Below are 15,589 nucleotides of genomic sequence, written 5' to 3'. Positions count from 1 at the left end.
ACATCGACGACGCCGCGTCGGATCAATCGAGTGCTGTCTCGACCGGGCGCGGGCGTGCCTCGCCCTGGGTGAGTGCCATCAGCACCCCGCCCGCTGTCAGCAGGATGGCTGCACACAATACGGTGACTGTCATGCCGTGGGCGAATGTGATTGTCGACGTGGGCATTCCGCGTGTTGCTGCACCGAAGACGGCGACCATGATCGCCAAACCGACTGTGCCGCCGAGCTGTTGAGCGGTGTTGACCAAGCCCGACGCCGCGCCGGCATCCTGAGGGTCGACGCCGCGCAGCGACGCCGTGGTCAGCGACAGGAAGGCCATACCGCCGCCCGCGCCGACGAGGATGAACGGCCCGAGCAGTGACAGGTACGGGGTATGAGCGTCGAGAGTGCTCAGCCAGTACAGGCCGGCTGCCGCCGCGCCGAAGGCGATGAGCAGAAGCGTGCGAGTACTCAAGCGTGGCACCAGAACTCGCGCACTCAACTGTGATGCGCCGAACGTCGCCGCCGTCATAGGCAGGTACGCCAATCCGGTCTCGAGTGGGCCGTAGTGGAGCACTTCCTGCATGTACTGGGTGAGGAAGAACATCATGCCCATGAACCCCGCGACCATCACCAGTCGACCGGCGAATGCAGCGCTTCGCGGAGTCGAGGCGAAGAGCCGCAGCGGTGTGATCGGTTGGTGTGCACGGTCTTCGGCGAAGACAAACGCGCCGAGAAGTGCGGCACCTGCGACGAGGGCGATGACGGTGATCGTGCTGCTCCATCCGTGCTCCGCAGCATTGACGAGGCCGTACACGATGAGACCGATTCCGGCGGTGGACAATACGGCACCGGGTAGATCAAAGGAGCCGCGCTCGCGTGTGGTGCGAGGCAGCGACAGCGCACCCGCGACGATCACCACGAGTCCGATCGGCACATTGACGAAGAAGACCCAGCGCCAGTCGAGCCACTGCACGAGCGCTCCGCCGGAGACGAGACCAAGCGAGAATCCGCCGATGGACACGGCTGTGAAGAGCGCCAGTGCGCGAGTGCGCTGCTGGCCGTCGGAGAATCTGGTCATCAGCAGTGCCAGTGCCGCCGGTGCAGCGATTGCGGCACCGACGCCCTGCAGGGCGCGGGCGACGAGGAGCATCGTCGAATCGGTTGCGAGGCCACCGAATGCCGATGCCGCGACGAACAGTCCGAGGCCGTCGAGGAAGGTGCGGCGTCGACCGAGAATGTCGCCGAGGCGAGCGCCGAGTAGTAGGAGCCCACCGAAGGTGAGAGTGTAGGCGTTGAGCACCCAGGAGAGATTCGACGTCGAAAAGCCAAGGGAGCGTTGAATATCGGGTAGTGCGACGTTGACGATGGTCGCGTCGACCACCACCATCAGCTGGCATCCGAGCACTGTGACCAGCACCAGGGCGTCGGTGTTGATGCGCAAGCGTAGGCCTGAGCCCGAAGGTGTCGAATCTGCCGTGCGATCAATGGAGGAAAGGGACATGTGGCCGCTCTTTTCGAAAGATTGGATCGGCGGAACAGTGCACTGGATTCGGCGTGAGTCTGATCGGGCTCACCCACGCCGGTGTGGAGTACACTCGCTGGAGAAACGGAAGCTTCCTCCGATTAATATACGGAGGGTTCCTCCGTTTTGCAACTGTTTTGTTCGCTGCGCCGCTGTGCTCGATCTGTGTGCGCGGCGTCGTCGGTGTTGTTCGTGTCGGAAGGTAGGAGTCGACGTGGCTGGGGAGTCAGGGGCCAGGGAGTCGGGGGCCAGGGAGTCGGGGGCCGGGGAGTCGGGGGCCGCAGAGTCAGTGGCCGGGGTCGATGGGGCCGCGAGCGAGAACGGTCCGCGGCGAACCCTGTCACGACGACCCGCCCGCGCCGATGCCGCCCGCAACTACGACAAGCTGATTGCCGCGGCCGCCGACCTCTTCCATGCCGAGGGCATCGACGTCGCGCTCGACAAGGTCGCCACCGAGGCCGGGGTGGGCATCGGGACGCTGTACCGGCACTTTCCCAATCGCGCGGCGCTCATCGAGGCGACGTTTCGGAGTTACTCGGACTCGATCATCGCCGACGGTTGGCGTCTGCTCGAGTCCGGGCCTGCCGACGTCGCACTGGCGGGGGTCTTCGAGGCGTACATGTCCACCGCGAGCACCAAGCGCGGCATGAAGGAGGCGATCCTCGCGGCCGTCGGCGACGAGGCTCCTGTCTTCAGCGAGGCCCGCGACCAGTCGCGCGAACTGATGGCCGCGACGCTGGAGAAGGGTCAGCGTGAGGGCGTGTTCCGCGATGACATCGAGCCGTCGGACATCTCACGCCTGGTCGGCGGACTGTCGATGACGTGCGTCGCCGAGGACACACCAGCGACGCGCCGACGCATGGTCGGCCTCGTGCTCGACGGCCTGCGCCCGCGGGGCTGAGCGTCTGCCGGGGCTTGGCCGCTGCCGGCCCCCGCCCGCGGGATCTGGGGGAAAGATTCTTTCCGCGACTTTCTTCGCTTTCGGCGAGAAGTGTCGCGGGGAAGGGTGCAGAACCCGGGGAAGGGTTGCGCGGCCGGGCTGGAAGTCGGGGAAGGGTTGCGCGGCCGGTGTGGTGCTCGCCCGCTGGATCTAGGGGAAAGATCCTTTCCGCGACTTCCTTCGCTTTCGGCGAGAAGTGTCGCGGGGAAGGGTGCAGAACCCGGGGAAGGGTTGCGCGGCCGGGATGGAAGTCGGGGAAGGATCGCGCGGCCGGTGTGGCGCTCGCCCGCTGGATCTAGGGGAAAGATCCTTTCCGCGACTTCCTTCGCTTTCGGCCGGAAGTGTCGCGCGGAAACGCGCAAAACCAGAGGAAGAGCCGCAAGCGCCCGGCCGAAACCCGAGGTACAACCCCGAGCCCCGCCCTCACATCGCGTGCGGATAAACAGTCAGCATGTGAGCGCCGAACCAGGCGCTGCCGATGACCATCGGGACGACGACGGCCACGCCGACCGATGTCCGCTGCTTGGCAAGCGCGATCGCGAGCGGCAAGAGCAGCACAAACGCCGGAAGTAGCAGCCGGGGGCGGCTGATCATCAGTCCGCTCGACAGCACGATCGACGCCACGACGAGTGTCCCGTAGACGACCACCGGCCACGGCAGGCGAGCCCAGAACGCGACGACGACCATGAGCAACGTCGCGAGGATGATCCACGCGGTGGCGACGGAGGCGACCTCGCCGGAGTTCACCAGTGCGTCGTTGACGAAGTTGAAGGTGACGACTCCGCCGTCGATCCGGGTGTCCCAACCCTCGGTCTGGACGCGGAACCAGCCGGTCGGCGAGCCGGTGTGCGCCCACACGACTGCCAGGTAGCCGAGGTATCCGAGTGGACTCAGCACGATCGCGAGCCACAGGTAGGCGCCATTGCCGCGTCGTGATCGCCACGATCGTGCCTCTTGATCACGCACCAGCGTCAGTGCCGCAGCCAGCATTACGACGCCGATGATGACGACGGCGGTCGGTCGCACTGTCCCCGCGAGGCAGGCAGCGACTCCTGCGAGGACCCAGTTGCGTTCGATCACCCCGACGAGCGCCCACACGGTCAGCGCGCAGAACAATGCCTCGGTGTAGGCCATGTTGAGCACGACCGACATCGGCGTCGCGGCCAAGATCGCGACCAGGTAGAGCCCGACGCGTTCGGGGTTGACCGACCCCCCACGGGTCAGTGGCGAGCGGTTGCCCATCGCACGCACGCAGTCGGCGCCGAGTCGTGCGGCACCGACGGCGGTAAGGCAACCGAGGACGACGTTGAGCGAGATCGCCGCACCGAACGGCGTGACGAACGGGAGCTTGGCGATCCATCCGACCAGGTACGGATAGCCGGGGAAGAAGGCGTACGCGGTGTCCGCGGTGTGCAGGCCGCGGGCATCGGTGAGCGAGTACGGCACGTCGCCATAACCGTGCTCTGCAATGGCGAGCATCCACTTGCCATCCCACGCCGACAGTGAGTTTCCGACGCTGGTGTCGCGCAACTGCGCGAACCGACCGAGCACCAGTAATCCGACGATCCGGATCGCGATGAACACCCCGATCGCCGACACCCAGTAGGGCAGCGAGTCATCTTCGACGGCCGCGCGAGGGGCGGCGACGACCTCCTCACGCCGGTCGCCGACTCCCGGCCGCTCGACCTGGCGGATTCGACGCTGCTTCGGTCCAGACCGCCCCGCGGCCGATGCCCCGGGCCGCCCTCCAGATGTCTCGGCCCGCCCGGCCTCGGATGCCCCGACCGGACCCGCGGCAGATTCGTCGGCTCGATCAGCGGACGTCGCGCCGGGAGTGGCGCTGGTCTTCCGGTAGCGGCGTTGTCGGCTCGCCTTCCCGACCTCGGTCTCGCTGGTCACCACAGCGATGTTAGGGGACGCGTGTGGTCTGCAGCACGTGGAAGCCGTCCCGCCACCACCACGACGTGGAGCCCGCGAGCATCGTCGGTAAGGTTGTCTCGGCAGTCAAGGAAGAAAACCCGACGTCGAGCCCTGCCGGGAGGTTATCTACGTGGCACTCGTGGTGCAGAAATACGGTGGATCATCGGTTGCGACAGCTGAGCGCATCCGCCGGGTCGCCGAGCGCATCGTGGAGACCAAGAAGCAGGGGAACGACGTCGTGGTGGTCGTGTCCGCGATGGGCGACACCACCGACGAACTCCTCGACCTCGCACAACAGGTCAACCCGGCCCCGCCGGCCCGTGAGATGGACATGCTGCTCACCTCCGGCGAGCGCATCTCCAACGCTCTCGTCGCGATGGCCATCAGCTCGCTCGGCGCGCAGGCGCAGTCGTTCACCGGCTCGCAGGCGGGTGTGATCACCACCAGCAGCCACGGCAAGGCCAAGATCATCGACGTCACCCCGGGCCGCGTTCGCAGCGCGCTCGACGACGGCAAGATCGTGCTGGTCGCCGGATTCCAGGGCGTCTCCCAGGACACCAAGGACATCACCACGCTCGGACGTGGCGGCTCCGACACCACCGCAGTCGCGCTCGCGGCAGCGCTGGAGGCCGACGTCTGCGAGATCTACACCGACGTCGATGGCGTCTACACCGCCGACCCGCGGATCGTGCCCGACGCCCGTCGGCTCGAGACCGTCTCCTTCGAAGAGATGCTCGAGATGGCCGCGTGTGGCGCGAAGGTCCTGATGCTGCGGTGTGTGGAATACGCCCGCCGATACAACGTTCCCGTACACGTGCGCTCGTCGTACTCGACCAAACCCGGCACGCTGGTCGCCGGCTCGATGGAGGACATTCCCGTGGAAGAAGCGATTCTCACCGGTGTCGCACACGATCGCAGCGAGGCCAAAATCACCGTCGTCGGCCTCGACGATCAGCCCGGCTACGCCGCCAAGGTGTTCCGTGCTGTCGCCGACGCCGAGATCAACATCGACATGGTGCTGCAGAACATCTCCAAGGTCGAGACCGGCAAGACCGACATCACCTTCACCCTTCCGCGCGAGCTTGGCCCGCTGGGCGTCGAGAAGCTCACCAAGCTGCAGGAGGAGATCGGTTTCACCGAGGTGCTCTACGACGACCACATCGGCAAGGTCTCGCTGGTGGGAGCCGGTATGAAGAGCCATCCCGGTGTCACGGCCACCTTCTGTGAGGCACTGAGCAACGTCGGCATCAACATCGAGTTGATCTCGACGTCGGAGATCCGTATCTCGGTGCTGTGCCGCGACACCGAACTCGACGACGCCGTGCGCGCACTGCACGAGGCCTTCGACCTCGGCGGAGAAGAAGAAGCCGTTGTCTACGCAGGAACGGGGCGCTGACATGGGCGTACGTATCGGAGTTGTCGGAGCCACCGGACAGGTCGGCGGCGTCATGCGAACCCTGTTGGCGCAGCGCAACTTTCCCGCAGACGAGGTGCGATTCTTCGCCTCGCCGCGGTCGGCGGGCAAGAAGCTGCCCTGGGGCGACGGCGAGATCGTCGTCGAAGATGCGGCGACCGCAGACCCGAGCGGCCTCGACATCGCGTTGTTCTCGGCAGGTGCCACCATGTCGCGTGAGCAGGCACCGCGGTTTGCCGCCGCGGGCGTGACCGTCATCGACAACTCGTCGGCGTGGCGCAAGGATCCCGATGTGCCGCTGGTGGTTTCGGAGGTCAACGGCGAGCTGGCGCAGAACCCGCCCAAGGGCATCGTCGCCAATCCGAACTGCACCACGATGGCCGCGATGCCGGTCCTCAAGCCGCTACACGACGCGGCTGGGCTGCAACGACTGATCGTGTCGTCGTATCAGGCGGTGTCGGGCAGTGGGCTCGCAGGCGTCGACGAGCTCGCCACCGAGTCTCGGGCGGCGATCGACGACCTCGAGAAGCTTGTCTACGACGGCTCGGCGATCGACTTCCCTGCGCCGGTCAAGTACGTCGCACCCATCGCGTTCAACGTGCTTCCGCTTGCCGGATCGCTTGTCGACGACGGGTCGGGTGAGACCGACGAAGATCAGAAGCTGCGCAACGAGTCTCGCAAGATTCTCGGACTTCCGGATCTGCTCGTCAGCGGAACCTGTGTGCGCGTGCCGGTTTTCACCGGACACTCGCTGTCGATCAATGCCGAGTTCGCACAGCCGCTGTCTCCCGCCCAGGCCAACGAGATCCTCTCCGACGCAGCGGGAGTGGAGTTGACCGACGTTCCGAATCCGCTCGCCGCGGCGGGCAAGGACAACTCGCTCGTCGGTCGTATCCGACAAGATCCCGGTGTGCCGGACGGTCGAGGGCTGGCGCTGTTCGTGTCGGGTGACAACCTGCGAAAGGGTGCGGCTCTCAACACGATTCAGATCGCGGAGCTGCTCGTCGGGTAACCGCCCGGCCATCTACGTCCCGCACCATCACCCCTGATCCGAACCGACAACCGCCGATTGGTGAATCACGATGTCAACTCCCACAGATGCCCCGGCGGTTGCCGACAGACTCGGCCACTACTACAAGATCGATGAGCCCTATCTGGTCGGTCTCGAGAAGGTGCGCGAGTATGCGCGCGCGGTCCAGGACCACCACGTCGCACACCGCGACGAAGAGGCTGCGCATGCACTCGGCTACTCGGGACTTGTTGCGCCACTGACGTTCACGGCCATCCCGGCGATGGGCGCCAACCGAGCTCTGTTCGAGTCGGTCGTGGTCGGTTACGAGACCTACGTGCAGACCGAGCAGGTCTTCGAGCAGCATCGACCGATCGTCGCCGGTGACGAGCTGACGACCGACGTCGAGCTGTCGTCGATTCGACGTATCGCCGGTCGCGACCTGATCACCGTCACCAACACGTTCACCGACGCCGCGGGCGAGGTGGTGCACACCATGCACACCACGGTCGTCGGCGTGACGTCTGACGACGTCGACCCGGGGATCAACGACGCGGTCCGCAGCATCATGGTGCACGACGTAAACGTCATGTCGTCCGACGATTCGGATGCCGCGTACGTGAAGACAGTGCGACCCGAAGGCGCGCAAGTCATTTCGAGTGCAGGTGCCCAGCGAACTCCGGGCAGCCTCGACTTCGACTCGCTGACGGTCGGCGACGCGCTGCCGGTGCGGCACGCCCGCCTCTCGCGCGGAGATCTGGTCAACTACGCAGGTGTCTCCGGAGACGGCAATCCGATCCACTGGGACGAGTCGATCGCCAAGCTCGCCGGCCTTCCCGACGTGATCGCTCACGGAATGCTGACGATGGGACTCGGCGCCGGCTTCGTCTCGGCGTGGTCGGGCGATCCGGGCGCCGTGACGCGGTACGCGGTGCGTCTGTCGCAGGTGGCGGTCGTGTCTGCTGCGGAGGGCGGCGACATCGAGTTCAGCGGCAAGATCAAGTCGCTCGATCCCGAGACCCGCAGCGGCGTCGTGATCATCGTGGCGAAGTCGGCTGGTCGCAAGATCTTCGGCCTCGCAACGATGAATGTGCGCTTTGCGTGATTTGCGGTGACGCGGTTGCGCCCTCGGTCACACCAGTGACTTACTGTGCGGTAGGTTACGTCCATGACACGAATTCGGGGATTCATCTCAGGTAGGCGGATCGGTCGTGTGGCACGACGGTCCACGGTTGCGCTCACGACGGGTGCATTGGCGCTTGGTGCCGCGACGGCGGCGGTCGGACCGGCTCACGCGGCCGATTTCTACACCCCGCCGGCGCAGTTCTCGGCGTCTCCCGGGTCGATCATTCGCAGTGAGCCCAGTCCGCTGTTGCTGCAGATTCCCGGCATCAAGAACCAGTGGCCGGGCACAGCGACCCGAATCATGTACACGTCTCGCTACCAGGATGGAACTCCCGCAGCGGTCACCGGGACCGTCGTCGAACCCACCGCGCCGTGGCGGGGCAAGGGCCCCCGACCGACAGTCGTCCTCGGCCCGGGAACCATCGGTCAGGGTGATCAGTGCGCGGGCTCGAAGCTGATGAGCCTGCCCGTCGCGATCGATCCGAGCAAGCCGAGCCTCGCGCTGAACTACACCGCGCTCGAACTGAACCTGTTGCTGATCAATGGTGTGCGAGTGGCGATCACCGACTACATCGGCATGGGCACCCCAGGCATTCACACCTACGTCAACAGAGTCGAGTCCGGCCAGGCGATGCTCGACGCCGCGCGTGCGGCGCTGAAGGTCGAAAAGGCGCCTGCCAACGCGCCGGTCGGCTTCTCCGGCTACTCACAGGGCGGTGGGGCGTCGGCGTCGGCGGCCGAACTGGCGTCGAGCTACGCCCCCGAGCTGAACGTGAAGGCGTCGTATGCGGGTGCACCGCCCGCTGATCTGTCGAAGGTGATCGACCAGATCGACGGCACGTTCATCGTCGGCGGAATCGGTTATGCCATCAACGGTCTCGAGGCCCGCTATCCCGAACTGAAGACCGTCGTCGACAAGGAGACGACGCCCCGCGGACGTCAGGTGCTCAAGCGACTGTCGACGCAGTGCATCGCCGACACCGGGCTGAGTTTCGGCTTCCAACGCACGAATTCGTGGACACGCGACGGAAAGTCGTTGTCCTCGGTGATCAATCGCTACCCGAACGTCAAGAAGATCGTCGACGAGCAGCGCATCGGCAGGCTCAAACCCAACGCGCCGGTGCTGCTCGAGGGTGGCATCAACGACGACGTCATTCCGTACGGTCAGGTGGCCACTCTCGACCGCGACTGGCGTGCACAGGGAGCCGACGTCCGGATGATCACCAACACAATCCCGCCGATCTTCCCGGGCCTCGTGGTCAACCACGCTCTCCCGATGGTGTTCACGCTGCTTCCTGCGACCAACTTCTTGCTGTCGCACTTCGACGGCTGAGTAGTCGAACGGAATCAACCTCCACATGACTACGGCCTCCGCAGAAAGCGGGGGCCGTAGTTGTCTGTGTCGCAGATTGACTCATGTGGCAGGTCGATTCATGAGGCGGCGGGTGCAGGCAGCTCCGAGTCGCTACGGGCACGCTCCGTGCTCGCCGGTGTCCGAAGCCGTCGGACGCCGACGAACGAACCGATCGTGAGCAACACCGAGGCCACGTAGGCGGTGATCGCATACGGAAGCGGTCCGATTCGCCCGCCATTGGGCGCCACGCCGTCGACAGCGTCGAAGTAGTCGGGGAGCGCGCTGATCCAGAGCACTGCCGCAACGATCAGGTACACCGCGGAGCAGATCACCGGGAACCATTCCCGCGCAAGCGGTTCCGGGAGGGAGGATGGGTCGGTGCGGCGTGCCCGATAGGCGCCCCAGAACGCCACGACGGTGACGATCGCCAAGAGTGCCACGTAGGTCCACGCCGAGACGGCTCGCCCGACCAGCAGCGAACCGCCCAGCAGGTCGAGGATGGTGGGGGGTATCGATCCGACGAAGAGGACGGGCCAGACGAGCACACTCGTCATGACGACATCGCGGACGATGTACCAACCGCCGCGGTGTGGGACCGTGCACAACCAGCGCGTCACCAAAGCGATACCGAACGGCAGCATGACGCTGAACGCACTCATGTTCAGCAGCGGGATACCGCTGAATGACGGGTGTGCCGTGGAGACTTCCTGGTTCCACACCCACCACTTCAGCTGTGGCCCAAGGCCGTCGACAACCTGGTACAGACAGTGAAAGACGAACGCCACGCAGGCTGCGGACACGAAGAGGTTGTAGCGCTTGAAGACTCCCGTCCGCTGGACGAGCGTGTACGCCACGTACAGGTAGACCGGATACATCGCGATGATGTAGAGCGGTAGGCGGTCGTAGAGGAACTGCACCGTAAACATGTTGTGCGCGAAGGTCAGTCCGAGTTCATCCTCGATACCGAACCACTGCGGAAAGTAGGCGATCGGTTCGACCAGCAGCAATGCCAGTATCCCGCTGCACCACACCACGAGATTCGACGCGTCGCGCGTGGTGCGATACCACCGGATGGCGTGGACCAGGCACGCCACGAGTCCGATGACGAGCGTCGCCTCGATCACGGGCAGGGTCCAGTTCGCAAGGTTCGCCGGATTGGTGAACGTGACGAACGCATTGCCGTCGCATCGAACGCCCGTCAGCGTCTCCGACAGGCGGATGTACTCGGCGGTACAGGTCTGCATTGGTGCACCTCAGGCTGGGTGGATTGCGTGGCCGACGTACTCGATCATACAAATAGTCATTCTGTGTATGACCGAATTCGAGATACCCGCGTGCGACGATTGATCGATGAGAACCCGAGGTTGGGGTGGCGACCTGCCACGCACCGAAGACGAAGCACGCGAACGCATCGTGGCAGCCGCGATGCGCTGCATCGATCGTTCGGGTCCGGGTAGGGCGACTCTCGCCGACGTCGCGGCGGAACTCCAGGTCACCAGGCAGACCGTCTATCGCGTCTTCCCGACGACCGCCGATTTGCTGACCGCGGTTGGTGAAGCAGGTGCCACGCAGTTCCTCGACCGCCTCACCGATCACGTCGCCGATATCACCGAACCGCGCGATGCCCTTGCCGAGGCCATCGTCTACACGTTGGGGCGGCTGCCCGACGAACCGTACATCGGACTTCTCGTTCAGGTGGGCGAGAACGAGCTCTTCAGCCGTGGTGTAACATCCTCTCGTGCAATGGAATTCGGCGCGTCTGTCTTGCGACGCTTCCCGATCGACTGGACCGAGGCGGGAATCGACGACGAAAAGCTCGAGGGTCTCGCCGAATTCATGCTGCGTGTCCTGATGTCATTTCTGCAGTACCCCTCGGACCCGCCGCGTACGCCGGAGCAGTTGCGTGTCTATCTTCGACGCTGGCTCGGGCCTGCGCTCGATATCGCGGGCGCAGCCGATATGTGATGTCACACGGCGAATCGTCCGGCGAATGCCCTCAGCGGTAGGTCGTTGCTCGTGATGATGCCAGGCCTCGCCTCGACGACCGAGCGGATCGAGTTGAGTGCGGGCAGGCCGGTCACGGTCATACCGATCGAGGCGAAGTTCTCGGGCTTCGACAGTTCCATTCCGGCCTTTGGGAAGATCATGTGCTTGCTGTAGATACTCGGATCGCCTGTGATCTGGGTGATGTAGCAGGCCTTGATATCCCACGCGGGATCGGTGTGTGGTGTCATCTGCCACTCGAGATGTGTTTCGATCCGCGATGCGCCGTCGACCATGCCCTGATACTTGATGTAGTTGGCGCCCAATGATCCCTTGGGTAGGAAGTACCAGCCGAGGTCGACGTCCTTGGTGCATGCGCCGAGCTCGTAGGAGTACTTGACCTCGTCGAGCTCGAGTCCGAATGCGTCGGCCATGAGGTAGACGGAGTCGGCGAAGACCGCGGTGTACTTGTGGAGTGACTCCGGAATCGACGGATCATCAACCGGCAGACCGTATCCGACGGCCTTCCAGGTGTCGACGGAGTGATGGCATGAGACGTCGACCGATTCGGTGACGGTGACGTTCTCGATCTCGGCGACGTCGGCGCTGTGGACGATGCCGAGGATCTGACACAGCCCCGGGTTCATGCCAGTGCCATAGAACGACGCCCCTCCCCGCTGACAGGCGGCCTCGATGATCTCGCTGACCTTGCGTCCGGAAGGGTGCTGCCAGTTGGTGTCTCGGTGATATCCGGTGATCCAGTCGGCGGTGGTCACGACGTTGATGCCTGCTTCGAGCACCTTTTCCTAGAGGTCTTCGTCGGGGAATACGCCGTGGAATGTCACGACGTCCGGCCGTGCTGCGATGATCTCCTCGACCGAACCGGTGGCCTTGATCCCCATGGCGTCGATGCCCACGATCTCGCCGACGTCGCGTCCGATTTTGTCGGGCGTATAGCAGTGCAGACCGACGAGTTCGAGGTCGGGATGGGAGGTGATTCGGCCGATCATCTCGGTGCCGAGATTGCCTGTGGCAACCTGGAATACGCGAATCGTGCGGGAACTGTTCATGGACTGACCTTTCGTGTGGACGTTGCTCGCGAAGCTGGTGTGCTCAGGCTGTTGCGGCGGTGGCCGACGGGTGTAGCGGCACGATGGCGCCGCTTTCCGGGCGGGTCGGATCTCGTCCGTAGGTCGAGTCGCCCTCGGGGTAGAACTGGATAGCCCAGTTGCGTAATGCGGTGAAGCCCTTGAACTCTCGCTGAGACAGTGCCGGCGGATCGGAATAGCGTTGATGTGACCAGATCTCGACGTCCCGGTCGAACTGCTCGATGACCAGGTCGCTCATCACCTTGCCGTACTTGGTCAACTCGGTGGCGTCCTCTTCACCCGGCTTCTTTCCGATCCAGACCGTGAACCGCACGTCGCACGTCGATTCGTCGACCGGTGTGACCGCAGGCATCGTGCGGTTCTCGACCATCCCCCAGGACTTGGTCACGGAGCATCCGAGCCCCGCGTTCACGGAATAGACCCCGCTCGAGGCTGATTCGAGGGTGGCTCCCTCCTCGAACGCGATGGTGAAGTCGACGTAGGAGACCGGGCCTTCGAAATCGTGCCGGGTGAACTCCGGCATGAACGGCGTCTCGTGGACGAACTTGAAGTGCGCGAAGTCGACGCCGTTCTCCATGATGTACTGCGGATGTAGCTCGAGTCGCTCGTGGAACAGCGTGCCGCCGGGAATGGGTGCGTAGTAATTGTCGGCGTCGGATGGGTCGTCTCCGAATGCGGTGAACATGTCGGGTACCTCGAAATACGGTGGGCGAGAGGCCGTATCGAACCAGATCCACACCGCATGGTTGCGCTCGACTGCAGGGTAACTGCGAATGCGCCTGCCCCTGTTGGGTCTCTTCTCGTACGGGATGCAGACGTTGCGACCCTGCTCGTTCCACTGCCACCCATGGAATGGGCAGACCAGGTTCTCGCCCTCGACGCGACCGCCATACCCGAGATGTGCGCCGAGGTGCTCGCAGTAGGCGTCGAACACCGAGATCTTTCCCGACGCCGAGCGCCAAGCGACCATGTCGCGGGAGAAGTAGGTCATGCGATGGACGTCGCCGACCGCGATCTCGTGCGACCAGGCGACCTGGAACCAGCCGGTCGGTTCCATCGACAGCGGGGTCTGTGCCATGCAAAGAACCGTAGAACCCTCTGTGAAAGAGTGCAAGAGGATTCTGTGAAAATCTCGATATGTGGCTAGACTCGATCGTCATGAGCGAGGCGACGACCATCCCACGGCGCGCGAACAAGCGTGGTCAGGCCACGCGGGACAGCATGATCCGTGCGGCAATCGCTGCGTTGGCGACGGGTGATCCGACAGCGGTCTCGGGTAATCGGATCGCGCGGGAGATCGGTGCGACGTGGGGTGTGGTCAAGTACCAGTTCGGCGACATCGACGGTCTGTGGGCAGCGGTCCTGCGTCACACCGCGGACCAACGCGGCGACCTTCCGGCCAACGTCAAACCCGACGGGACGCTGCGAGAGAGGGTGTCCGCTCTGATCGACGCGATGTTCTACGGACTCACGACGCCGGAGGCGCGGGCCATCGAAACGCTCCGCGCGGCGCTTCCGCGCGAACACGTCGAATTGGAACGCGAATTTCCCCTCACCGCGGCCGAATTGGCTTCGTGGAAGCCGAACTGGGACGCGGCGTTCCTGCGTGCCTTCGCCGACCTCGACCTCGACCCGCGGAAGGTCCGCCAGATGGCTGCGCTGATTCCGGGGGCGATGCGTGGGCTCATCTCCGAGCACACATTGGGTACCTACGGCAACCTTGATGACGCTCGTGAGGGAATGTCAGGCGCAATCGTCGCCTACCTGTCAGAGTGACGCGGTGCCATCGCTACGCTCGGGGTTTCGTGCTGCCCTCATCCGCCTGCTCGCTGCATCGACAGTCGTCTTCGCGATACTCGCGGGTGCAATCGTCGGGGGATCTGCGTCTGCAGCGCCACCGACACACGGTTCGACGGCTCCCGCGACCGGACTCGGCCCGGTAGGAACGTCACTGATGCACGGCGACCTCTGGTCGTCGGACTCGACTCCGTTCGCAGGACCGGGTCGGACGGCGCATCTCGCGGCGTAGTCGATTCCAGGTGGCGCGTGCGCCGCAACGTTTGTGGGGCACGACGGCATGCCGGTATCGCTGTGCACCCAGTTCGTCGGGATCGCGCCGCTGCAGGTCGCGGTGGCGACGGTGACGCTCTTCGACCCGACGACCGCCGCGCCTATCGCGCGCAAGCAGTTGACCAAGGGCGGACTGCTCGGTGGTGTGTACGGATACCTCGACGACCGCGACCGCGTGGTCGTCGCCGACGGGTCCGGAGCGATTCTGCGTGTGGCACATCGGCATTCGACGCAGGGATGGCAACTCTTCATCGATGACCGCGTTGACCTGAAAGGTCATATCCCCGCAGGCGACGCTGTCACCGCACTCGCTCCCGACTTCGCGGGCCGCGTGTGGTTCGTGACAACGCACGGCGTCGTCGGCACGGTCGACGCCGCACGGCGTGTGCGGTCGACGCATCTGCCCGCGGGTGAAGATCTCGGAAACGGCCTCTCCGTGCGAGCGTCGGGCGTGTCGGTCATCTCGACGCACGCACTCTACGAGATGCGCGCAGGCGTCGACGGGACACCGGAGGTGGTGTGGCGTCGCGCCTACGACCGAGGTGCCGCACGTCGTCCCGGCCAGTTGACCTGGGGGTCGGGCACCACGCCGACCTACTTCGGCCCCGGTGGCGATGGATGGGTTGCCATCGTCGACAACGCCTCCCGACCCCAGTTGATCGTCTACGACAGCAACACCGGCTCGACGGTGTGCCGCATGCCCGCATTCGGCAGGTCCGGACAGGGCACCGAGAACTCGCCGATGGCCTGGGGTAACTCGCTCATCATCCCCAGCACCTACGGCTACCAGTACCCGCCCATGGCGGTCAGCGGTCCGAGCGTGCCTGCCGACGCGCCCTTCGTCGGCGGATCGACACGCATCGACGTGTCCCCAGGGGAGTGCCACCGGGTGTGGGAGAACGGCGACCGCCTCGCTTCGCTGCCCCGACTCTCCCGCGCCGACGGACTCATCCACGGCCTCGGCTACGGGCCCTATCGACCGGGATCGATCCAGCAGGTCGGGCCGATCGACTACATCGCCACCGATTTCGCGACGGGCGCCCGCGTGCGCACGCTGCACGTCGGCAACGGACCCGTCGACGAGCCACTCGAACTGACCGGCACCATCGCGCCCGACGGCTCGCTCTGGCAGGCCACGGTGAGCCGGATGCTCAAGATCGC

The 15,589-nt window shown here is 64.9% G+C and carries 11 protein-coding genes and 2 pseudogenes; 8 read left to right on the top strand and 5 right to left on the bottom strand.

Features of this window, described 5'->3' with window-relative positions; translation table 11 throughout:
• Positions 1 to 22: 22 nt before the first annotated feature.
• A complete protein-coding gene (locus tag B3T59_RS15285; protein ID WP_287004137.1) occupies positions 23 to 1,483 on the bottom strand; it encodes an MFS transporter in 1,461 nt (486 codons plus the stop codon).
• A 235-nt stretch (positions 1,484 to 1,718) separates the two neighbouring features.
• Between B3T59_RS15285 and B3T59_RS15280 the strand changes: the two genes are divergently transcribed.
• A complete protein-coding gene (locus B3T59_RS15280; RefSeq protein WP_287004136.1) occupies positions 1,719 to 2,405 on the top strand; it encodes a TetR/AcrR family transcriptional regulator in 687 nt (228 codons plus the stop codon).
• 462 nt (positions 2,406 to 2,867) lie between these two features.
• On the opposite strand, the gene B3T59_RS15275 is transcribed toward B3T59_RS15280, so the two are convergent.
• A complete protein-coding gene (locus B3T59_RS15275; protein WP_287004134.1) occupies positions 2,868 to 4,343 on the bottom strand; it encodes a hypothetical protein in 1,476 nt (491 codons plus the stop codon).
• A gap of 151 nt (positions 4,344 to 4,494) precedes the next feature.
• On the opposite strand from B3T59_RS15275, the gene B3T59_RS15270 reads away from it, so the two are divergent.
• From B3T59_RS15270 to B3T59_RS15255, 4 genes are all read left to right on the top strand, one after another.
• Positions 4,495 to 5,760 carry an aspartate kinase gene (locus B3T59_RS15270; RefSeq protein ID WP_005171455.1) on the top strand — a complete coding sequence of 422 codons (1,266 nt, stop codon included), beginning with the start codon at positions 4,495 to 4,497 and terminating at the stop codon, positions 5,758 to 5,760.
• A gap of 1 nt (position 5,761) precedes the next feature.
• Positions 5,762 to 6,790 carry an aspartate-semialdehyde dehydrogenase gene (locus tag B3T59_RS15265; RefSeq protein ID WP_064903398.1) on the top strand — a complete coding sequence of 343 codons (1,029 nt, stop codon included), beginning with the start codon at positions 5,762 to 5,764 and terminating at the stop codon, positions 6,788 to 6,790.
• Between the two features lie 70 nt (positions 6,791 to 6,860).
• Complete coding sequence (locus tag B3T59_RS15260) at positions 6,861 to 7,892, top strand: fused (3R)-hydroxyacyl-ACP dehydratase subunits HadA/HadB (protein ID WP_287004131.1); 1,032 nt, start codon at positions 6,861 to 6,863, stop codon at positions 7,890 to 7,892.
• Between the two features lie 63 nt (positions 7,893 to 7,955).
• Positions 7,956 to 9,245, top strand: a complete 1,290-nt coding sequence (locus tag B3T59_RS15255; RefSeq protein WP_231894528.1) for a lipase family protein — start codon at positions 7,956 to 7,958, stop codon at positions 9,243 to 9,245.
• Between the two features lie 98 nt (positions 9,246 to 9,343).
• On the opposite strand, the gene B3T59_RS15250 is transcribed toward B3T59_RS15255, so the two are convergent.
• A complete protein-coding gene (locus B3T59_RS15250) occupies positions 9,344 to 10,510 on the bottom strand; it encodes a hypothetical protein (RefSeq protein ID WP_064903365.1) in 1,167 nt (388 codons plus the stop codon).
• 106 nt (positions 10,511 to 10,616) lie between these two features.
• Between B3T59_RS15250 and B3T59_RS15245 the strand changes: the two genes are divergently transcribed.
• Positions 10,617 to 11,231 carry a TetR/AcrR family transcriptional regulator gene (locus B3T59_RS15245; RefSeq protein WP_064903363.1) on the top strand — a complete coding sequence of 205 codons (615 nt, stop codon included), beginning with the start codon at positions 10,617 to 10,619 and terminating at the stop codon, positions 11,229 to 11,231.
• 2 nt (positions 11,232 to 11,233) lie between these two features.
• Here the strand turns inward: B3T59_RS15245 and B3T59_RS15240 are convergent.
• Positions 11,234 to 12,319 (bottom strand): annotated as a pseudogene (locus B3T59_RS15240) (dihydrodipicolinate reductase).
• Between the two features lie 43 nt (positions 12,320 to 12,362).
• Complete coding sequence (locus tag B3T59_RS15235) at positions 12,363 to 13,436, bottom strand: Rieske 2Fe-2S domain-containing protein (protein WP_064864404.1); 1,074 nt, start codon at positions 13,434 to 13,436, stop codon at positions 12,363 to 12,365.
• 80 nt (positions 13,437 to 13,516) lie between these two features.
• Here B3T59_RS15235 and B3T59_RS15230 point away from each other — a divergent pair, with 80 nt between their 5' ends.
• Both B3T59_RS15230 and B3T59_RS15225 read left to right on the top strand, forming a co-directional pair.
• On the top strand, positions 13,517 to 14,134 hold the full coding sequence (locus B3T59_RS15230) for a TetR/AcrR family transcriptional regulator (RefSeq protein WP_287004126.1): 618 nt from the start codon (positions 13,517 to 13,519) through the stop codon (positions 14,132 to 14,134).
• 91 nt (positions 14,135 to 14,225) lie between these two features.
• Positions 14,226 to 15,589: pseudogene (locus B3T59_RS15225) on the top strand (hypothetical protein); the annotation flags it as partial.

Origin of the sequence: Gordonia sp. UBA7860 (assembly GCF_002500165.1) — a bacterium.
Lineage (GTDB): Bacteria > Actinomycetota > Actinomycetes > Mycobacteriales > Mycobacteriaceae > Gordonia > Gordonia sputi.
This window is presented reverse-complemented; position numbering and strand designations above follow the sequence as displayed.

Coding starts and splice junctions, on each gene's coding strand:
- B3T59_RS15265 (WP_064903398.1), top strand. CDS start 5,762: ATGGGCGTACGTATCGGAGTTGTCGGAGCCACCGGACAGGTCGGCGGC.
- B3T59_RS15285 (WP_287004137.1), bottom strand. CDS start 1,483: ATGTCCCTTTCCTCCATTGATCGCACGGCAGATTCGACACCTTCGGGC.
- B3T59_RS15250 (WP_064903365.1), bottom strand. CDS start 10,510: ATGCAGACCTGTACCGCCGAGTACATCCGCCTGTCGGAGACGCTGACG.
- B3T59_RS15235 (WP_064864404.1), bottom strand. CDS start 13,436: ATGGCACAGACCCCGCTGTCGATGGAACCGACCGGCTGGTTCCAGGTC.
- B3T59_RS15245 (WP_064903363.1), top strand. CDS start 10,617: ATGAGAACCCGAGGTTGGGGTGGCGACCTGCCACGCACCGAAGACGAA.
- B3T59_RS15255 (WP_231894528.1), top strand. CDS start 7,956: ATGACACGAATTCGGGGATTCATCTCAGGTAGGCGGATCGGTCGTGTG.
- B3T59_RS15230 (WP_287004126.1), top strand. CDS start 13,517: ATGAGCGAGGCGACGACCATCCCACGGCGCGCGAACAAGCGTGGTCAG.
- B3T59_RS15260 (WP_287004131.1), top strand. CDS start 6,861: ATGTCAACTCCCACAGATGCCCCGGCGGTTGCCGACAGACTCGGCCAC.